The organism is Pseudocoprococcus catus (genome assembly GCF_019734885.1).
GTDB classification, from domain to species: Bacteria; Bacillota; Clostridia; order Lachnospirales; family Lachnospiraceae; genus Coprococcus_A; species Coprococcus_A catus.
This window is the reverse complement of the sequence record NZ_JAAXCM010000047.1, coordinates 81,884-101,053: the sequence shown is the minus strand read 5'-3', so window position 1 is coordinate 101,053 and position 19,170 is coordinate 81,884. Positions and strand designations below refer to the sequence as shown.

21 protein-coding genes are annotated in these 19,170 nt (G+C 43.1%); 10 read left to right on the top strand and 11 right to left on the bottom strand.

Going from position 1 to position 19,170, the window contains the following annotated elements:
- From HED67_RS13375 to HED67_RS13325, 11 genes are all read right to left on the bottom strand, one after another.
- Entirely contained in the window at positions 1 to 1,431 is a 1,431-nt protein-coding gene (locus tag HED67_RS13375; RefSeq protein WP_330656575.1) for a Sau3AI family type II restriction endonuclease, read from the bottom strand.
- Entirely contained in the window at positions 1,428 to 1,904 is a 477-nt protein-coding gene (locus HED67_RS13370; protein WP_221718605.1) for a very short patch repair endonuclease, read from the bottom strand. The genes HED67_RS13375 and HED67_RS13370 overlap by 4 nt, the downstream gene beginning before the upstream one ends.
- 338 nt (positions 1,905 to 2,242) lie before the next feature.
- Complete coding sequence (tuf, locus tag HED67_RS13365; RefSeq protein ID WP_221718604.1) at positions 2,243 to 3,430, bottom strand: elongation factor Tu; 1,188 nt, start codon at positions 3,428 to 3,430, stop codon at positions 2,243 to 2,245.
- A 170-nt stretch (positions 3,431 to 3,600) separates the two neighbouring features.
- Positions 3,601 to 5,718 carry an elongation factor G gene (gene fusA, locus HED67_RS13360; protein ID WP_221718603.1) on the bottom strand — a complete coding sequence of 706 codons (2,118 nt, stop codon included), beginning with the start codon at positions 5,716 to 5,718 and terminating at the stop codon, positions 3,601 to 3,603.
- Positions 5,719 to 5,762: 44 nt separating this feature from the next.
- On the bottom strand, positions 5,763 to 6,233 hold the full coding sequence (rpsG, locus tag HED67_RS13355; protein WP_178440010.1) for a 30S ribosomal protein S7: 471 nt from the start codon (positions 6,231 to 6,233) through the stop codon (positions 5,763 to 5,765).
- Positions 6,234 to 6,390: 157 nt separating this feature from the next.
- Positions 6,391 to 6,813, bottom strand: a complete 423-nt coding sequence (gene rpsL, locus HED67_RS13350) for a 30S ribosomal protein S12 (RefSeq protein WP_015513728.1) — start codon at positions 6,811 to 6,813, stop codon at positions 6,391 to 6,393.
- A gap of 166 nt (positions 6,814 to 6,979) precedes the next feature.
- Complete coding sequence (locus tag HED67_RS13345) at positions 6,980 to 7,216, bottom strand: DUF3343 domain-containing protein (protein WP_221718602.1); 237 nt, start codon at positions 7,214 to 7,216, stop codon at positions 6,980 to 6,982.
- Positions 7,217 to 7,261: 45 nt separating this feature from the next.
- Positions 7,262 to 7,897 (bottom strand): sulfurtransferase-like selenium metabolism protein YedF, encoded by a 636-nt coding sequence (yedF, locus tag HED67_RS13340; protein WP_221718601.1) that lies wholly within the window; start codon positions 7,895 to 7,897, stop codon positions 7,262 to 7,264.
- A gap of 22 nt (positions 7,898 to 7,919) precedes the next feature.
- Positions 7,920 to 8,951 (bottom strand): selenide, water dikinase SelD, encoded by a 1,032-nt coding sequence (selD, locus tag HED67_RS13335; protein ID WP_221718613.1) that lies wholly within the window; start codon positions 8,949 to 8,951, stop codon positions 7,920 to 7,922.
- 108 nt (positions 8,952 to 9,059) lie between these two features.
- Positions 9,060 to 10,010 carry a TIGR03943 family putative permease subunit gene (locus HED67_RS13330; protein ID WP_221718600.1) on the bottom strand — a complete coding sequence of 317 codons (951 nt, stop codon included), beginning with the start codon at positions 10,008 to 10,010 and terminating at the stop codon, positions 9,060 to 9,062.
- 156 nt (positions 10,011 to 10,166) lie between these two features.
- Positions 10,167 to 11,330 carry a CobW family GTP-binding protein gene (locus HED67_RS13325; RefSeq protein ID WP_221718599.1) on the bottom strand — a complete coding sequence of 388 codons (1,164 nt, stop codon included), beginning with the start codon at positions 11,328 to 11,330 and terminating at the stop codon, positions 10,167 to 10,169.
- Between the two features lie 266 nt (positions 11,331 to 11,596).
- On the opposite strand from HED67_RS13325, the gene moaC reads away from it, so the two are divergent.
- The 10 genes from moaC (at position 11,597) to atpC (ending at position 19,147) form a co-directional block, all read left to right on the top strand.
- The gene (moaC, locus tag HED67_RS13320; RefSeq protein ID WP_215632476.1) at positions 11,597 to 12,070 is read left to right on the top strand and encodes a cyclic pyranopterin monophosphate synthase MoaC; all 474 of its coding nucleotides are present in this window, start codon (positions 11,597 to 11,599) and stop codon (positions 12,068 to 12,070) included.
- A 27-nt stretch (positions 12,071 to 12,097) separates the two neighbouring features.
- Positions 12,098 to 12,538, top strand: coding sequence for an MOSC domain-containing protein (locus HED67_RS13315; protein ID WP_215632475.1), 441 nt, complete (start codon positions 12,098 to 12,100; stop codon positions 12,536 to 12,538).
- Between the two features lie 338 nt (positions 12,539 to 12,876).
- A complete protein-coding gene (locus tag HED67_RS13310) occupies positions 12,877 to 13,563 on the top strand; it encodes a F0F1 ATP synthase subunit A (protein WP_221718598.1) in 687 nt (228 codons plus the stop codon).
- 44 nt (positions 13,564 to 13,607) lie between these two features.
- Positions 13,608 to 13,838: an ATP synthase F0 subunit C gene (atpE, locus tag HED67_RS13305; RefSeq protein WP_015513717.1), complete on the top strand. Its 231-nt coding sequence runs from the start codon at positions 13,608 to 13,610 to the stop codon at positions 13,836 to 13,838.
- 57 nt (positions 13,839 to 13,895) lie between these two features.
- Positions 13,896 to 14,348: a F0F1 ATP synthase subunit B gene (atpF, locus tag HED67_RS13300; protein WP_221718597.1), complete on the top strand. Its 453-nt coding sequence runs from the start codon at positions 13,896 to 13,898 to the stop codon at positions 14,346 to 14,348.
- Entirely contained in the window at positions 14,326 to 14,844 is a 519-nt protein-coding gene (atpH, locus tag HED67_RS13295) for an ATP synthase F1 subunit delta (RefSeq protein ID WP_178440054.1), read from the top strand. The genes atpF and atpH overlap by 23 nt, the downstream gene beginning before the upstream one ends.
- A gap of 21 nt (positions 14,845 to 14,865) precedes the next feature.
- Complete coding sequence (gene atpA, locus HED67_RS13290) at positions 14,866 to 16,368, top strand: F0F1 ATP synthase subunit alpha (RefSeq protein WP_221718596.1); 1,503 nt, start codon at positions 14,866 to 14,868, stop codon at positions 16,366 to 16,368.
- Positions 16,369 to 16,391: 23 nt separating this feature from the next.
- Complete coding sequence (gene atpG, locus HED67_RS13285) at positions 16,392 to 17,288, top strand: ATP synthase F1 subunit gamma (RefSeq protein WP_221718595.1); 897 nt, start codon at positions 16,392 to 16,394, stop codon at positions 17,286 to 17,288.
- 15 nt (positions 17,289 to 17,303) lie between these two features.
- Complete coding sequence (gene atpD, locus HED67_RS13280) at positions 17,304 to 18,704, top strand: F0F1 ATP synthase subunit beta (protein ID WP_178440060.1); 1,401 nt, start codon at positions 17,304 to 17,306, stop codon at positions 18,702 to 18,704.
- Between the two features lie 17 nt (positions 18,705 to 18,721).
- On the top strand, positions 18,722 to 19,147 hold the full coding sequence (gene atpC / locus HED67_RS13275; RefSeq protein ID WP_117528302.1) for an ATP synthase F1 subunit epsilon: 426 nt from the start codon (positions 18,722 to 18,724) through the stop codon (positions 19,145 to 19,147).
- Positions 19,148 to 19,170 lie beyond the last annotated feature (23 nt).

The window sequence follows — 19,170 nt, the reverse complement described above, 5'->3', positions numbered from 1 at the left end:
TCAATCCTCTATAAAGTTCTTATCCAACTGCGACAAAATATAACTATTATTCAACCAGAAACATTGCTTTGGATACTGCCTTCCGTCTGGAAGTTCGTAAGTATCTTTTGAATTTTGTGCATGTGGTCTCACATGGCACACAGGATTTTCTGATGATTTCGGAAAATTATTATAATTCTTTCCATTTCTCTTTTCTATCTGAAGGCCTTCGAGAAGCACTCTCTGCGTCTTTTCCCAAACTGCCTTCACACTACCTTCCAAATCATCATATGGAATATTCCAAAACTGGCAGCCCTTTAACCTTAATTCATCTTGTTGATTAAACTTATAAACTACAAACAAAAATCTAGTTTCACGTAAATAATTTCCAAATGTAGAATCTTCCCAGTCTTCCTCTACTAACTCTTTAAATTTAAAAGTTGGAAATGACATATTTTCCTTTATCTTATTATTTTTCTCAATACGTATCGTCTTAACTACCACATTTGCTTTTTCAAATTCTTCCGCATGGTTTCCTTTTATGCCTAACATCCGATATGCTAACATTGCCTCCAGGCTTTTCGGTTTCTTTTGATATTCTATATGGAATGTATTGCATAAATCAGTAACCGACTGATCACAATACGCATCTATTTTATGCACAACATAATCTTCAAAAGATTCCTCTGCTGTACCCTGGATAATCGGTTCATATGTATTTTTTCCCGGAATAATATAATTGTTCAGAACATATGTCATGTAAGAATTTTTAAATGCAAATGCTCGTGGTTTTGCCAATTCATCACTAAATGGCTGCTTTCTCCGGTCCTTTGACGTTGCTGCCTTTGGTGCTGCTCCCAGATACAGAGTATCCCCCTCAGATAATTCATGTGCTTTTCCGTTTCTTATTTTCTCAACAATAACCGCAAAATCATGTGCTATTATTTTTATATCTTGCTCCGGCGGTGCAAACAGCTTCACATATCCAATACGATAATCCAACCGATTTTTTATCTCTTGTTGATACAGATAATACACCAATAAAATCAATCGGGCCTTTTGCCACATGTGACTATCTTCAAATGTTTCATCAACAACTGAAAAATAATCAATCATGGTTAATATCAGTCTTTCCTTGGCTACCAGTGTCCCATTCTTATTCTGTTTATACGGTGTTACTTTTAGTTCTACACCTGCTTTATCAAAATCCGGACGTGCATCATTATTCGTCTGATAATGAAAGAATCTCTCTTCTATCAGTTCTCCTAAACCGCCTTTTCGCTTCTTGTTCTCATGTTTTACTTCATAATTTGCAGTCTCCCTGACAACCATAGCCTTGATGATATCATCTTGCTTACACACATCGGCAAATGTTTTTCCAATCAACCTTTTTGAATATGTTTCAATTGAAATAGGATCCGTTTCATCGTATTCTTCCAAATAATTCATCATTGCATTTCCTCTTCACCGTCTACTTCTCCCAGTTTCTGATCAAATATCGTCTCTTCTATCACTCTAACGCACTGTTCTGTATCTTTCAAAATGTCTTTTCCCCAGAAATGTATCACGGTCCACCCCATAAAATTTAATTGCTGGTCCTTTTCTCCATCCCTCTGGATATTCCGCTCTATTTTCTTAACCCAATAATCTGGATTTTTTCCTTTTTCTAACCGTGGTTTCAATATTTCCCAATCTTTTCCATGAAAAAATTCACTGTCACAAAAAATTGCAATACGATACTTTGTCAGGACAATATCCGGTCTTCCTGGCAATCCCTTGTAATTTTTTCGATAACGAAATCCCCTATGCCATAGTGCCTTTCTCATCACAACCTCTATACTTGTATCTTTTCCACGTATCTTGCTCATGTTTTTATGACTTTCTTCTGTAACTTCGCCATGAAAACGTGGTTCTTTTGTCGGCATACTTCTCCACCCTCAATACTGTATAATCCATTTTATTGTATCAAACTAACAACCACTATTCAATTCCCTGCAAACAGAAAAAAGAGACGTTTTTCAATCACCTTCTGTTATCACAGCCGGTTATCAGGATACTCTCCCGGCAACCGTTTTTCTATACTGTTCGTTATTATTTTCTGCTCTTTTATATATTTTCAGGCAACAGAAAAACCCGTAGAACCGAAGTTCTACGGGTATCTTACGTTTGGACACAGAGTGTACTCCTGACACTCATTTATACATTTCACGATATGAGTAATACAAACTTCGTTGGATTTGCATTGCTCATTGCTTAGCGAATATTATTCGATGATTGTAGCAACACGACCTGAACCTACAGTACGGCCACCTTCACGGATAGCGAATGTAAGACCCTGTTCCATAGCGATTGGGTGGATCAGTTCGATTGTCATTTCTACGTTATCACCAGGCATGCACATTTCTGTACCTTCTGGAAGGGAGATAACGCCTGTGATATCTGTTGTTCTGAAGTAGAACTGTGGACGATAGTTGTTGAAGAATGGTGTATGACGACCACCTTCGTCTTTTGTCAGTACGTAAACCTGAGCTGTGAATTTCTTGTGTGGGTGTACTGAACCTGGTTTAGCGAGAACCTGTCCTCTTTCGATTTCATTTCTCTGAACACCACGAAGAAGACAACCGATGTTATCACCAGCCTGAGCTTCGTCAAGGAGTTTACGGAACATTTCGATACCAGTTACAACTACTTTACGTGTTTCTTCTTTAACACCAACGATTTCTACTTCATCAGAAAGATGCAGAACACCTCTTTCTACACGGCCTGTAGCAACTGTACCACGACCTGTGATAGAGAATACGTCTTCGACTGGCATAAGGAATGGCTTATCTGTATCACGCTGTGGATCTGGGATATAGCTATCTACTGTATCCATAAGTTCCATGATCTTGTCGCCCCATTCGCCGTTTGGATCTTCAAGAGCTTTAAGAGCGGAACCTTTGATGATTGGGCAATCATTGAAGTCATACTCTTCAAGAACTTCTGTGATTTCCATTTCTACTAATTCAAGGAGTTCTTCATCGTCTACCATATCACATTTGTTCATGAATACAACGATGTAAGGTACGCCTACCTGACGGGAAAGAAGGATATGCTCTTTTGTCTGAGCCATAACACCATCAGTAGCAGCTACAACAAGGATAGCACCATCCATCTGAGCAGCACCTGTGATCATGTTCTTTACATAATCGGCATGTCCTGGGCAGTCTACGTGAGCGTAATGACGTTTTGCTGTCTGGTACTCAACGTGAGCTGTAGAGATTGTGATACCACGTTCTCTTTCTTCTGGAGCTTTATCGATGTTTTCGAAATCTACTTTTTCGTTACCAGGTACTCTTTCTGCTAATACTCTTGTGATAGCAGCTGTTAAAGTTGTTTTACCGTGGTCAACGTGTCCAATTGTACCGATATTACAATGTGGTTTGCTTCTGTCAAACTTAGCTTTAGCCATTTTAACGTCCTCCTTTTATAGGCGCCCCTCCCCCGTTCGGGAGAGGCAGATTTTTATTATTTTTGCTCGGCTAATTACGATTATATTGCATTTACAACATATATTCAAGCCTATTTTAAAATATTTTCGTATTTAAAAGCTGTACATTACCTGTACACAGCAAGGATAATTTATTTATCTTTGTTGTTTAATACCTTTTCCTGAATTGACTTCGGAACTGGCTCGTATTTCTCAAAGAACATGGAGTAGTTACCACGGCCCTGTGTTCTTGAACGCAGGTCTGTAGAATAACCGAACATTTCAGCAAGTGGTACATATGCTTTAACCATCTTACCACCACCGATATCTTCCATACCTTCGATACGACCACGACGTGAATTCAGGTCGCCGATGATATCGCCCATGTATTCTTCAGGCATTGTAACTTCAACTTTCATGATCGGCTCAAGAAGAACAGCACCTGCTTTGTGCATAGCTTCCTTGAAAGCCATGGAACCAGCAATGTGGAATGCCATTTCACTTGAATCGACTTCATGGTAAGAACCATCATATACTGTAGCATGGATACCAAGTACAGGGAATCCGCCGAGGATACCAGCTTTAGCAGCTTCTTCAATACCTTCGCCGACAGCTGGGATGTATTCCTTAGGAATAGCACCACCTACGACTGTAGAATCGAACTTGAAGAGTTCTTCACCATTGGCATCCATTGGCTCAAAGTGAACTTTACAGTGACCATACTGACCACGACCACCGGACTGTTTAGCATACTTGCTGTCTACATCAACGGCTTTTGTAAATGTTTCTTTGTATGCAACCTGAGGTGCACCAACGTTTGCCTCTACTTTAAATTCACGAAGCAGACGGTCAACAATGATTTCCAGATGGAGCTCGCCCATACCGGCAATGATTGTCTGGCCTGTTTCCTGATCTGTATGAGCTCTGAATGTAGGGTCTTCTTCAGCAAGTTTAGCTAAAGCTTCACCCATCTTGCCCTGGCCTGCTTTTGTCTTAGGCTCAATAGCAAGCTCGATAACAGGTTCTGGGAATTCCATGGATTCCAGAATAACCGGATGCTGTTCATCACAGATTGTATCACCAGTTGTTGTAAATTTGAAACCTACAGCAGCTGCGATATCACCGGAGTAAACCTTATCCAGCTCTTTTCTCTTGTTGGCATGCATCTGAAGGATACGACCAACACGTTCTTTCTTGTCTTTTGTTGCATTCAGTGTATAAGAACCGGAATTCAAAGTACCAGAGTATACACGGAAGAATGCCAGCTTACCAACGAATGGGTCTGTCATAATCTTGAATGCAAGAGCAGAGAAAGGTTCATCATCAGAAGAATGTCTTACAACATCGTTACCATCTAAGTCAACACCCTTGATTGGTGGGATGTCTAACGGAGATGGCATGTACTCGATGATTGCATCAAGCAGCTTCTGAACACCTTTGTTTCTGTAAGCTGTACCACAGCAAACAGGAACAGCTGTACACTCGCATGTTGCTTTTCTTAATACAGCTTTTAACTGATCGTTAGATGGTTCTTCACCTTCAAGGTAAGCCATCATCAGATCGTCATCTAATTCGCAGATCTTCTCAACTAATTCTGTATGATAAAGTTCTGCATCATCAGCCATATCTTCTGGGATATCAACGATAGAAATATCGTCACCCTTTTCATCATTGTAGATATAAGCCTGCATTTCAAAAAGGTCAATGATACCTTTGAATTCATCTTCCTTACCGATTGGGAGCTGAATGCAGATAGCATTCTTACCTAATCTTGTCTTGATCTGCTCAACAGCACTGTAAAAATCAGCACCAAGAATATCCATCTTATTGATGAAAGCCATTCTAGGTACGTTGTATGTGTCAGCCTGACGCCATACATTTTCGGACTGAGGTTCAACACCACCTTTGGCACAGAAGACACCAACAGCACCATCAAGTACACGAAGGGAACGTTCAACTTCAACTGTAAAGTCTACGTGTCCTGGTGTATCAATGATGTTGATACGATGCTCTAAAGCACCTTCCTTTGGTCTGCAGTGATCCTGAAGTGTCCAGTGACATGTTGTAGCAGCGGAAGTAATTGTGATACCACGTTCCTGCTCCTGGGCCATCCAGTCCATAGTTGCAGTACCGTCATGAGTATCACCAATCTTGTAGTTAATACCAGTGTAATATAAGATACGCTCAGTTGTTGTTGTTTTACCAGCATCAATATGAGCCATAATACCAATATTTCTGGTTCTCTCTAATGGATATTCTCTTCCAGCCAAGGATAATTCCTCCTTTTCTCAGCTAAGCAACCGCTAAAAACAGATTACCATCTGTAATGAGCGAAAGCTTTGTTTGCTTCTGCCATTTTGTGCATGTCTTCTTTTTTCTTAACTGCTGCACCAGTGTTGTTTGCAGCATCCATAATCTCGTTGGCAAGTCTCTCTTCCTGAGTCTTTTCGCCTCTCTTACGAGAATATACTGTTAACCATCTGAGAGCAAGAGCCTGTCTTCTCTCCGGTCTAACTTCGATAGGTACCTGATATGTGGCACCACCGATACGTCTAGCTTTTACTTCAAGAACAGGCATGATATTATTCATAGCTTCTTCGAAAACTTCGAGAGCTTCCTTGCCTGTCTTTTCAGAAATTCTATTAAATGCGCCGTATACGATCTTCTGAGCAACGCCTTTCTTACCGTCAAGCATGATGTTGTTGACAAGCTTTGTTACGACTTTGCTGTTGTAAATCGGATCAGCCAATACGTCTCTTTTCTGGATATGTCCTTTTCTTGGCACGTTACTTCCCTCCTTATAGATTATTCAATCTTGGGTACTCACGTAGTCTGACTATGTGTTCGCGCTCGAATTGTATATCTATCTTTAATCGCAACCTTATATCATTGCGGTAAAATAATGCTACATTCGTCGCAAATAGTATAAACCTGTGAAACTCTTATTTCTTAGCGTCCTTTGGTCTCTTAGCACCGTATTTGGAACGAGCCTGTCTTCTCTTAGCAACACCTGCAGTATCAAGTGTACCTCTGATGATATGGTATCTTGTACCTGGTAAGTCCTTTACACGACCACCTCTGATAAGTACAACGCTATGCTCCTGAAGGTTATGACCTTCACCTGGAATGTAGCTTGTTACTTCGATTCCGTTTGACAAACGAACTCTGGCGATCTTTCTAAGAGCTGAGTTAGGTTTTTTAGGAGTAGCTGTCTTAACAGCTGTACATACACCTCTCTTCTGTGGTGATGATAAGTCTGTGGCTTTCTTGTGAAGAGAGTTGTAGCTCTTCTGCAGAGCAGGAGCTGTAGATTTCTTCTCAACAGTCTGTCTTCCTTTTCTTACTAACTGGTTAAATGTTGGCATTATTTTCACCTCCTGGTAATAAAATGAACTGGTTGCCGTCATTTACATAACGGTGTATGCACGCCTATTGCGCACACTTGCATATTATATCAAAAGCAATCATCCTTGTCAAGAATTTTTCTTTAAATTTTCTCAACATCCGACGATTGCCTTTATTCTTACCATATTATATATTAACTTCGACAGCCTGCTGGATCGGAATATCATATGACATAATCTTCTCTCTGTACATCTCATATTCCTCCGGCAAAATCCGCCAGGACAGTCCGCATCCGGCACTGATTTCTCCCGGCAGAGGAATCAGCCGTCCCGGGATTTTATCTTCACCACATTTTTTCTCCATAGCCATGGCAGCAGTGGTGGTCTTAAATGTCAATATCATATAATTCTTCTTTTGCCGCACAATACTCTACCATCCTGTTCTTCCATATTCTATATTGTTCAGAAATTATGGTTTAACAATGAGATCTGCCTGCATCATCTTCTCTGTGATCACATACATATTTGTCACACCGCCGACTTTGAGCTTCTCTGTCAATCCATAATGGTTCAGGCATGTCCCGCATGTCAGGATTTCCACACCATTGGCTTCAAGAGACATCAGATCTTCCAGTGTCGGAGACATCTCACATGTCAATTTTGCTCCGCTATTATAGAAGAGGATAGTCTTTGGAAGTTCATCCTGCTGTGACAGTGCATAAATGAATCCTTTCATCAGAACTGCCCCCAGTTCATCATCCCCGGTTCCCATATATGATGAAGAAATAACAACAACTTTATTGCCTCTTCTGCCATCCGGCATACAGGTTTCCTCTGCAGTCGTCTCTTCCTCTACGGCTTCTGCACCTGCTTCATCAGCAGATTCTCCAATCGTCATAATCACTCTGTACTGATTCTCTCCGAGTTTTTCTGAACGTACACCGTAGTTCTTCTGCTGTGCCATCTTTGTCAGATTCTGAACAGCGATCTCATTGTCCACCAGCGTTTCCACCATGCCGGCACCAATTAATTCTTTAATGGCATTTTTTGTCTTAACAACAGGGATCGGGCATGCATCACCCATAGCATTAACGACTTTTAACATAATAGTTTTCCTCCTTGACTATTTACCCTACTATAATTTCGGCCTCATTAGCATTCTTTTCTAATAATGTTCCAACGATTTTTGCAGGGAGACCTGCATTTTGCAATTCAGCTTCCAGTGCCTCGGCCTGTTCGGCTTTGACTGCTACCAGAAGGCCTCCGGATGTCTGCGGGTCAAACAGTATTTCTTCCATAGAAAAGGGAATTTTCCTGAATTCGACAAACGGGCCTGTATGATTTCTGTTGCGCTGACCGGCCGCTGTCAGTAGAAATTCGTCCGCATGACGATGGGCTTCTTCTATGACCGGTACTTTTGAAGCATTGATATGACAGTTTAATTTATCATCCAGCATTTCATGCAGATGCCCCAGAAAACTAAAACCGGTAACATCTGTACAAGCATGCACTTCATACTTTCTGCATATCTCTGCTGCATATTTGTTCAGCGTTGTCATGGACGCAATCGCTTCCTCCATGGCAGCCTCTGAAGCTTCCCCCACACGATTTGCCGTACAGATAATGCCAACTCCCAGCTTCTTTGTCAGAATCAGTTTATCCCCGGGCTGTCCATGATTATTCGCCAATACTCTGTCCGGATGAACCACTCCCATAACAGACAAGCCGTATTTCACATCACTGTCTGCAATGGAATGTCCACCAGCCAATGTACCGCCGGCTTCTATGACCTTCTCCGATCCTCCCCTCATAATCTCTCCAAGAATATTCAGATCCATTTTCTCCGGGAAACAGACAATATTCAACGCTGTCTTGACCTCCCCGCCCATGGCATAAATATCGCTGAGTGCATTGGCCGCAGCAATCTGACCGAATGTATAAGGGTCATCCACCATGGGCGGAAAGAAATCCAATGTCTGCACAATGGCCATATCATCGGAGATCTTATACACTGCTGCATCATCCCTGCTGTCATACCCCACAAGCAATGACGGATCCTGTTCTCCCCTCGGAAGTTTTTCCAGTACACGGCTCAGCACCCCTGCACCAAGCTTGGCGGTACAACCACCGCCTTTACAGAAAACAATTTTTTCTTCCATATTATACATAAACACCTTCTTCCTCTTTTGTATCTTTCTACATGCCTTCAGTTTATCCGAATGCACAAAATAAAACAAAAGGGCCACATACTGCAGCCCCATGTTGTCTTAATTAAAATATACTAATTCGTCTTCCGGTGCTGCACACTCTACAACCTCTGTTGCATAAAGTACAGGACCTACGCCGCCGTATTCTCTTCTTCTCTCATAGTGCATATTGGCTGTAAGTGTCACCCAATCACCATTCTTTAAATTGTCAAGTTCCGGGTATTTACACAAAAAGCCGATAAAACGGATATCCTCCGCACAGCATGTCATGGCTTTACGGCCTGGTACACAGAAATTCTTCGGCAATTTACGATTCTTCATGATCCTTGCTGTAAAGCGAACGGTCTTGCCTTCATAACGATCCTTGTCATCAGCCGCATCCATATACCAGATGCCGTAATCATCATCTGTGATATCAATAACAGGCGCATTCAGGTCGTATGGTGGAATATCCTTTCCCAGTTCGATCATTCTTCCGTCTTTGTGTTCAAACATCATCTGGACATTGGAATTCAATGCCTTCAGATTTCTTCTGAACATCGGCAAATCCTGTTCTTCAGAACATCTGTTGAAAATAACCAGCTCTGTACACTTGATCATATTACCGATAATGGATTTCATATTGTTCAGATACACTGCAAAGGTACTTGCATCGATCATTGTCACAATCTGATAGATTTCCCAGCCTCTTGGCATATCCACGCTGAGGATCGTATCCGGATCCCACATTCCGTTGTATTCTACAAAAACTCTCTTCGGCTTATAAACATTCTTGCAGTTTTCAAGGAAATCTGCTGTCAGCTCTTCCTCGTCATCCAGAGTTACTGTATCAATCTTGCAGGCCATTGTTGCCTTCTCATCCAGCTCTACTTCGCCTTCTTCGCATGAAATCAGGAGTCCTCTCTCACCATCAGCAAACTCTCCGCTTTCTAAAATCTCCTGCAGAAAAGATGTCTTGCCGCTCTCCAGGAAACCCGTAATCAGATATACAGGTACTTCTAATTTATCCATCTCTATCACCCAACTTTCTATTTATTCATATTTCTTTTGCTATTCATTATCATATCAAATAAATCAATTAAAAGCAACAACATAAAAAAACGGAAGCCCCGGAATCATCACCCCAAAAGCTTCCATTTTCATTCCATTCCTATGAATGCTCAACCATTACAGCATAAATAATTTCTCAAGTTTTGCTTCATCAATCTTGGAACCGATCACGCAAAGACGACCAGTGTATTCCGGCTGTCCTTCACGGATTTCATATTCTTCCGGAACCATATCAAAGTAGATCCATGTACCGTCCGGGCTTGGCAGCATACCTTTTGCACGAAGGATAATGCCGTATTCATTGTTCTCCGCTGCAAGTGCCTTGAGAATTGTCTCAACTTCTTCCTTTGTATACTTACGCGGTGTCTCTTTGCCCCAGCTTGTGAAGACTTCATCTGCATGATGGTGATGATGATCATGGTCATGGCCACATCCGCAGTGATCATCATGATCGTGATCATGATGGTGTTCATGCTCATGATTGTGATCGTGGTCGCATCCGCAGTGATCATCATGATCGTGGTCATGATGGTGTTCATGCTCATGATCGTGGTCATGGTCGCATCCACAGTGATCATCATGATCGTGGTCATGATGATGTTCATGCTCATGATCGTCATGGTCATGATGTCCGCCGCATACAGGACAGATTTCTTCTTCAGCCATCACCATGTCCGCCAGAGATACTGGTTTCTCCATGGCAGCTAAAAGCTGTTCACCTGTCAGTTCATCCCAAGGTGTTGTGATGACTGCAGCCTCCTTGTTGTGTTCTCTGATCATAGCAACACAGGCTTCAAGCTTATCCTGCTTCATATTCTGTGTACGGCTGAGTACAATCGTATGTGCACTCTCAACCTGATTGTTGTAGAACTCGCCGAAGTTCTTCATATACATCTTGCATTTGTTGGCATCTGCAACTGTTACAAGACTGTTCAGTTCGATTGGTGCATCTTCAGCGACACCCTGAACGGCCTTGATAACGTCTGATAACTTGCCTACACCTGATGGCTCTATGATAATTCTGTCAGGATTAAACTTTGTAATAACATCTTTCAATGCTGTACCAAAATCACCAACCAGTGAACAGCAGATACAGCCTGAGTTCATCTCTGTGATGTTCACGCCTGCATCCTTCAAAAATCCACCGTCAATGCCGATTTCACCAAATTCATTCTCAATCAGGACAACCTGCTGTCCCTTTAATGCTTCTCCCAGAAGCTTCTTAATAAGTGTTGTCTTTCCAGCTCCAAGGAAACCAGAAATAATATCAATCTTTGCCATGCGGCATGCCTCCTTCTTCATCTATCCATCATAATCAGTCAACTTCAAAAACATACAGGCTTCTGTCCTGATAACAAGACATCTCATCCCGCATCTTCCTATTTTAAAGCGTCCCTTTTATAAAATCAATACCATTGCACTAAAGTTTATGAATTTTTTTGATTTTTCTTCTCATTTCAGCTATAATGATTCTATGCTGCAGCCCCGGCCGCAAATAGCCTCTGATGACTGCATACCTAAACAAATACTGAAAGGAGAAGGTTTTTATGCCTCTTACACATATCAATGACCAGGGCCGGGCCCGGATGGTGGACGTTTCTGAGAAAGCCATCACTCACAGAATTGCTGCAGCCGCCGGAAGTATCTATATGCAGCCTGCGACTTTACAGGCTATCACCGACGGACAGATCAGGAAAGGAGATGTCCTGGCAGTTGCCCAGGTAGCCGGCATTATGGCTGCCAAGCAGACTTCCTCCATCATCCCTATGTGTCACCCGCTAATGCTGTCCGGAATCGATATTCATTTCGAAACAGATACCAAAGAGAATGCTGTCCACATCAAAGCCTATGTCAAGACAACCGGACAGACCGGTGTTGAGATGGAAGCGCTTCATGCTGTTTCCGCTGCTGCACTGACAATATATGATATGTGCAAAGCTATTGACCGAAGCATGCATATCACAAATCTGCGCGTCATCGAAAAGGACGGTGGTAAATCCGGGCACTTCGTGCAGGACTAAGAAACACTAGAATGGAGTTATCAATCTATGATCAAAGGAACAATTACATCTATCAACATATCCAAAGAAAAAGGCGTGATTAAAACACCTGTTGACTCTGCTGTATGCAAATGCGATCATGGCATTGTCGGTGATGCCCATGCCGGCAACTGGCACCGTCAGATCAGCCTTCTGGCCCAGGAAAGTATTGACATCATGACTGAAATGGGCATTGACGATCTGACTCCTGGACAATTCGCCGAGAACCTGACTACAGAAGGTATCTGCCTCTACGAACTTCCTGTGGGCACACGCCTTCAGATTGGGGAAACCATTCAGGAAGTCACCCAGATTGGCAAGGAATGTCACAAAGGCTGTGCCATTCAGCAGAAAGTCGGCAAATGCATTATGCCTACCCAGGGTATCTTCACCAAAGTTATCAAAGAGGGAACCCTTCATGTGGGTGACCCTATTACCGTTCTTGAATAATTGACTATCAAAGAGTGTCTTTTTTTCGACACTCTTTTTTAATCTGTCCAATAACACATATGCATATCTGATATATCAAAGAAGTATCGTGATTATATTCCATAAAGTTTTACAATTCTAACATACGCCAAATAGGAGAAAATAAATCTTCTGCTTTTCTGTTCTATTCAAATTTTACCAATTTTAAATGCAACTCAAACACACTTTTAGGGCATAATATTTACAAAGCTGTGTTCAATTTGTGAATTTTCATTCTTTTTTCGACATTTGACATTTGCCTTTGACGAGACTAAAATTGTGAACAGCCCGAGAGGGAAGTGAAAAGGAAGTGAATAAATATGGATGAGCTGGTAAAAAATCTCATGGAAGAATTAAACTGTGATACAGCTTTTACGATTCCGATTTTCGGCGGCATACCGGTGGCTGAATCAGTTTTTGTAACATGGTTAATCATGGCTGTTGTGATTCTCCTGTGTGCGATTTTTGTCAGAAACCTGAAGGTCACAAACCCAGGTAAAGGACAGCTGCTTCTTGAAACGGCTGTCAGTGGTATTTATAGCTTCTTCGAAGATATCCTTGGCGAGAAAGGCAAAGGTTTTATTCCTTATTTAATGAGTGTGGGAATTTATATCGGTATTGCCAATCTCATCGGCATTCTCGGTTTCAAACCACCGACAAAGGATATCAATGTAACGGCTTCACTGGCAATTCTCAGCATCATTTTGATCGAGCTGTCTGATGTTTTGGCTAAAGGCGGCCGCGGCTGGCTGAAAAGCTTTGCAGAACCGATGGTTGTCATTTTACCGATCAACATCCTTGAGATTTTCATCAGACCGCTTTCATTATGTATGCGATTATTCGGCAACGTTCTTGGCTCGTTTGTCATTATGGAATTGCTGAAGATGGTCGTCCCGGCCATCCTGCCGGCGGTATTCAGCTGCTACTTCGATATATTCGACGGGCTGATCCAGGCATACGTTTTTGTATTCCTGACCGCATTATTTATTAAAGAAGCTATCGACTGATCCTCAATGATCCGTCAATTTTAAAAGAAAAGGAGCGAGTTATTATGTCAGCAACATTATTCGTAGCAATTGGTGCAGGTATTGCAGTATTAACAGGTATTGGTGCCGGTGTTGGTATCGGTAAAGCAACTTCTTCCGCAGTAGACGCTATCGCAAGACAGCCTGAAGCAGAAAGCAAAATCAGTAAATCTTTGCTTCTTGGTTGTGCCCTTGCCGAGGCAACGGCTATTTACGGTTTCGTTATTGCCCTGTTGATCATTCTTTTCCTGAAATAATTATTGCGATATTTAATAGAACTTATGGAACAGTAAGAATGAGAGGCAGGTGCAGCTATGTTAAGTTTGGAACCCTGGACAATCTTCTGGACCGTCGTCAATGTCCTTATCCTTTTTGTTGCACTTCGGCATTTTCTGATCAAGCCGGTTATGGGTGTGATCGAGCAGCGAAACGAAATGATCAGGCAGCAATTTGATGCTGCACAGAAAACGCAGGATGAAGCCAACAAAATGAAAGCCGACTATGAGCAGCAGCTTGACACTGCTAAAGAACAGGCCGCCGATATTATCGCAGCTGCCCGTGCACGTTCCGAAAAAGAACACAGCAAGGCGATTGCTGATACAGAGGCTGAAAGAGTCAAAATGCTCACACAGGCCCGTGAAGATATTGAAAAAGAACAGGCAAATGCCAAGAAAGAACTGCAGTCACAGATCATGGATATTGCCATGCTGGCTGCAAAGAAAATTATTATGACAGGTGATCAGTATGACGCAAAGAGCGGTAAATAATGCAATTGTTCTGTATGAGCTGGGTATTACGTCTGAAGAACTTCAGACTGCCCGTGAGATCACAGAAAAAGTTCCTGCACTTTTGAACGTTCTTCGGAGTCCCCTTGTGACATCTGAGAAAAAACATCATCTGATTGAACGCGTCTTCGACGGCTCTGGTCTCCCCCGCCATCTGATCAACTTTTACAAGGTCATGTGCAATGACGGCGGAATTGAAGAACTGGCAGACATCTATGCTGAATGGCAGAAAATCTGGGATACTTCTCATAACCGTGTACGGGTTGAATGTGTTTTTGCCGAAACACCATCCCCTGAAAAAGAAAATGAAATAAAAGCTTTCCTCTCACGGAAGTATCCCAGCAAAAAACTGATTTATCAGATCAGCATAAATCCTTCTCTCCTGGGCGGTGTGCGCATCCGTATCGGCAACGAAGAATACGATTGGACATTTGCAGCACGCATCCGTCAGCTGAAGGATGCCGTTGGACAGATTTAAAACTCTGAAAGAGGTGATAATGTGAGTGTCATTAGTGCAGACGATATTATATCGATTATAAAAAATGAAATAGAAAATTACGACTGGGACAATGAAGCCAAAGAGACCGGTGAAGTCATCTGGGTCGGCGATGGTATTGCCACAGTTTACGGTATCGACCATGCGATGTACGGCGAAATCGTTGTCTTCGATGGCGGCGTCAAAGGTATGGTACAGAATATCCGTCGAAATGAAATCGGTTGTATCCTTTTTGGCCACGACGAATCCATTCGTGAAGGCTGCAAGGTCATCCGTACAGGCAAAAGAGCCGGCATTCCCGTCGGTGATGCCTTTAAAGGAAGGGTTGTCAACGCCCTGGGTGAACCTATCGACGGCAAAGGTGATATTGCTTCCACTGAATATCGTGCCATCGAGGAACCGGCACCGGCGATCATTGATCGTCAGCCTGTTGATACACCATTGGAAACAGGTATCCTTTCCATTGACTCCATGTTCCCAATCGGCCGTGGTCAGCGTGAATTGATCATCGGTGACCGTCAGACAGGTAAAACTTCTATTGCAGAAGATACAATCATCAACCAGAAAGGCAAAGGCGTTGTTTGTGTGTACGTTGCCATCGGTCAGAAAGCTTCTACCGTTGCAAGAGTTGTCAACAACCTTGAAAAACATGGTGCCATGGAATATACCATCGTCCTGGCTTCCATGGCCAGCGACTCATCTTCACTTCAGTACATCGCACCATACGCAGGTACAGCACTGGCAGAATACTTTATGTACAAAGGTCAGGATGCCCTGATCGTCTATGATGATCTGAGCAAACATGCCGTTGCATACAGAGCCATCTCCCTTCTGCTGGAACGTTCTCCTGGACGTGAAGCTTATCCCGGTGATGTGTTCTATCTGCATTCCCGTCTTCTGGAACGTGCCAGCAGACTCAGTAAAAAACTTGGTGGCGGATCATTAACAGCCCTCCCTATTATTGAGACACAGGCCGGTGACTTATCCGCTTATATTCCAACCAATGTTATTTCCATTACAGATGGTCAGATTTTCCTTGAAAGCCATCTGTTTTTCTCAGGTATGCGTCCTGCCGTCAGCGTTGGTCTGTCTGTATCCCGTGTCGGCGGTGCTGCTCAGACAAGCGCTATGAAGAAAGCTTCCGGCAGTATCCGTATCGATCTGGCGCAGTATCGTGAGATGGAAGTTTTCACCCAGTTCGCATCTGATCTGGATGATATTACAAAGCAACAGTTAAAACACGGCCATGCCCTTCTTGAGCTTTTGAAACAGCCCCTCGGCAAACCGCTTCAGCTGAACCAGCAGGTTATTACCCTTCATCTGGCTAACAAAGGTTATTTTGATGATGTGGAACTTAAATCTGTCAAGAAATTCCAGAATGATCTTCTGGCATGGTTTGATCTGCAGCATGCAGATATATGTGAAGCCATTCAGACAGGCGGTCAGCTGACAGATGAGCTGAAAAAGCAGATTGATGAAGCCGCTGAAGCCTTCAAACAGCAGTAAGACAGGAAGGAGGCGTATCTGATATGGCAAATGCCAGAGAAATCAGAGACAGAATGAGAAGTATACAGGACACAATGAAAATCACCAATGCCATGTATATGATTTCCTCGTCGAAACTGAGAAGAGCAAAAAAAGCGTTAGCAAATACAGAACCGTATTTCTATACCCTTCAGTCCACCATGAGCCGAATCCTTCGTCATCTTCCCGAAATGCATTCAGAATACTTCCGTGATCCGAATGCTGTCATAGATGAGACTCCCATTCGCCGTGCCTATGTGGTTGTCACTGCGGATAAAGGTATGGCCGGTGCCTACAACCACAATATCCTCAAGCTGGCTGAAGAGCATATTCAAAACGATAAAAACGCAAAATTATATGTCATTGGTGAAATCGGCAGACATTATTTCCAGCAGAAGAAAATACCGATTGCTCACCAGTTCCACTATACCATTCAGAATCCGACATTAAGCCGTGCCAGAAATATTTCTGAGACACTGATCGATGCTTATCGTACGAAAAAGGTAGATGAAATCTATCTGATCTACACAAGCATGAAAAATGCCATGACAGAGGAAGCACAGTTCATGCGTCTTCTTCCCCTTGAACGTCCGGATTTCATGATCAAAGATATCCCCGTCGATCTTCCGATGGAACACATCGCCATGAAACCGTCACCGGAAGCCGTCATGGGACAGATCGTACCGGATTATATCGTCGGTTATATTTACAGTGCCCTTGTAGAGGCTTATGCCAGCGAGCAGAATGCCCGTCTGATGGCTATGCAGGCTGCCGCTGATAACGCATCTGCTATTCTTCAGGAGCTTGGAACACTTTATAACAGAGCCCGTCAGGCCGCTATTACTCAGGAAATCACTGAGGTCATTGCCGGTGCCAAGGCTCAGAAAAAAGGAAAAAATTAAAAGGAGGTGTCCGATATGAAAAAAGGAAAAATTGTACAGGTCATGGGACCTGTTGTCGATGTAGAATTCGAAGATGATGATCTTCCATATATCAAAGATGCCCTTGAAGTTGATAATAATGGCCAGAAATGTATCATGGAAGTCTCACAGCATATCGGTAATCACACAGTCCGCTGTGTTATGCTCTCCGCCAGTGAAGGTCTTTACCGTGATATGGAAGTTATTGCTCCCGGCGGCGGAATCAAAGTTCCTGTCGGCGAACAGACCCTTGGCCGTCTTTTCAATGTCACAGGTGAAACCATTGATGGCGGCGAAGAATTAAAAGATGTTGAGAAATGGTCTATTCACAGAGATCCTCCTGCTTTCGAAGATCAGAATCCTGTAGCTGAAGTGCTTGAAACAGGTATCAAAGTTATCGATCTTCTGGCACCATATGCCAGAGGTGGTAAAATCGGTCTGTTCGGCGGTGCCGGTGTTGGTAAAACAGTCCTGATCCAGGAGCTGATCCGCAATATCGCAGCTGAACAGGGTGGCTACTCTATCTTCACCGGTGTTGGTGAACGTTCCCGTGAAGGCAACGACCTTTGGTCCGAAATGAAAGCTTCAGGTGTTCTCGAAAAAACAGCCCTGGTGTTTGGTCAGATGAATGAGCCGCCTGGTGCCAGAATGCGTGTCGCTGAAACCGGTCTGACAATGGCTGAATATTTCCGTGATCAGGAGCACCGAAATGTCCTTCTGTTCATCGATAATATCTTCCGTTTCTCCCAAGCAGGTTCCGAGGTGTCCGCGCTGCTTGGCCGTATGCCTTCTGCCGTTGGTTATCAGCCGACACTGGCTACTGAAATGGGTGAACTTCAGGAACGAATCGCTTCCACCAAAAACGGTGCTGTTACCTCTGTACAGGCTGTTTATGTACCTGCCGATGACTTAACGGACCCTGCACCTGCAACAACATTTGCCCATCTGGATGCAACAACTGTTCTTTCAAGAAAAATTGTTGAACAGGGTATCTATCCGGCCGTCGATCCTCTTGAATCCTCCTCACGAATTCTTGAACCGGACATCGTCGGTGAAGAGCATTACGAAGTTGCCAGAAAGGTACAGGAAATTCTTCAGAGCTACAAAGACCTTCAGGATATCATCGCTATCCTTGGTATGGAAGAATTGTCCGATGAAGACAAGATTACCGTTTATCGTGCCCGTAAGATCCAGAAATTCCTTTCTCAGCCATTCCACGTGGCAGAAAACTTCACAGGCATCAAAGGTGTTTATGTACCTATTGAAGAAACCATTCGTGGTTTTAAAGCCATTATCAGCGGTGAAATGGATGATTACCCTGAAAATGCGTTCTTTAACGTTGGCACCATCGATGATGTGAAACGTGCAGCTGAAAAAATGCAGGCTTCTGTCAAATAGAAAGGCAGGCGTTTCTAATGAGTGATATGTATAATCTGCGAATCATCGCAGCAGACAGGGTCTTCTATGAAGGTCCCTGCCTCTCTCTGATTGTTCCCGCTTTTGACGGTGAGAAAGAGGTTTTGGCCCACCATGAAGCCATGGTTATTGCCGTCACGGACGGAGAAATGCGTTATAAAACGGAAGATGGTACCTGGCATATCGGTTATGTTGGCCGCGGTTTCGTCCAGATTGCCAACAACCGTGTCATTTTGCTGACAGAAAGTGCAGAAAAGCCGGAAGAAATCGACGTTCGCCGTGCCGAAGAAGCCAAAGAAAGGGCTCTGGAACAGCTGCGTCAGAAACAGAGTATTCAGGAATACTACCATTCCAGCGCTTCACTGGCCAGAGCCATGGCTCGTTTGAAAACATCAAGGCAGACAGCCGGCAAGATCCGTATTTAACCGGCGGCTGTCTCTTCAATAGC

Excerpts from the sequence above, each read along its gene's own strand:
- HED67_RS13375 (WP_330656575.1), bottom strand. The coding sequence starts at position 1,431 with ATGATGAATTATTTGGAAGAATACGATGAAACGGATCCTATTTCAATT.
- HED67_RS13370 (WP_221718605.1), bottom strand. The coding sequence starts at position 1,904 with ATGCCGACAAAAGAACCACGTTTTCATGGCGAAGTTACAGAAGAAAGT.
- tuf (WP_221718604.1), bottom strand. The coding sequence starts at position 3,430 with ATGGCTAAAGCTAAGTTTGACAGAAGCAAACCACATTGTAATATCGGT.
- rpsL (WP_015513728.1), bottom strand. The coding sequence starts at position 6,813 with ATGCCAACATTTAACCAGTTAGTAAGAAAAGGAAGACAGACTGTTGAG.
- yedF (WP_221718601.1), bottom strand. The coding sequence starts at position 7,897 with ATGTTAAAAGTCGTTAATGCTATGGGTGATGCATGCCCGATCCCTGTT.
- selD (WP_221718613.1), bottom strand. The coding sequence starts at position 8,951 with ATGGAAGAAAAAATTGTTTTCTGTAAAGGCGGTGGTTGTACCGCCAAG.
- HED67_RS13330 (WP_221718600.1), bottom strand. The coding sequence starts at position 10,010 with ATGGATAAATTAGAAGTACCTGTATATCTGATTACGGGTTTCCTGGAG.
- HED67_RS13325 (WP_221718599.1), bottom strand. The coding sequence starts at position 11,330 with ATGGCAAAGATTGATATTATTTCTGGTTTCCTTGGAGCTGGAAAGACA.
- moaC (WP_215632476.1), top strand. The coding sequence starts at position 11,597 with ATGCCTCTTACACATATCAATGACCAGGGCCGGGCCCGGATGGTGGAC.
- HED67_RS13315 (WP_215632475.1), top strand. The coding sequence starts at position 12,098 with ATGATCAAAGGAACAATTACATCTATCAACATATCCAAAGAAAAAGGC.
- HED67_RS13310 (WP_221718598.1), top strand. The coding sequence starts at position 12,877 with ATGGATGAGCTGGTAAAAAATCTCATGGAAGAATTAAACTGTGATACA.
- atpE (WP_015513717.1), top strand. The coding sequence starts at position 13,608 with ATGTCAGCAACATTATTCGTAGCAATTGGTGCAGGTATTGCAGTATTA.
- atpF (WP_221718597.1), top strand. The coding sequence starts at position 13,896 with ATGTTAAGTTTGGAACCCTGGACAATCTTCTGGACCGTCGTCAATGTC.
- atpH (WP_178440054.1), top strand. The coding sequence starts at position 14,326 with ATGACGCAAAGAGCGGTAAATAATGCAATTGTTCTGTATGAGCTGGGT.
- atpG (WP_221718595.1), top strand. The coding sequence starts at position 16,392 with ATGGCAAATGCCAGAGAAATCAGAGACAGAATGAGAAGTATACAGGAC.
- atpD (WP_178440060.1), top strand. The coding sequence starts at position 17,304 with ATGAAAAAAGGAAAAATTGTACAGGTCATGGGACCTGTTGTCGATGTA.
- atpC (WP_117528302.1), top strand. The coding sequence starts at position 18,722 with ATGAGTGATATGTATAATCTGCGAATCATCGCAGCAGACAGGGTCTTC.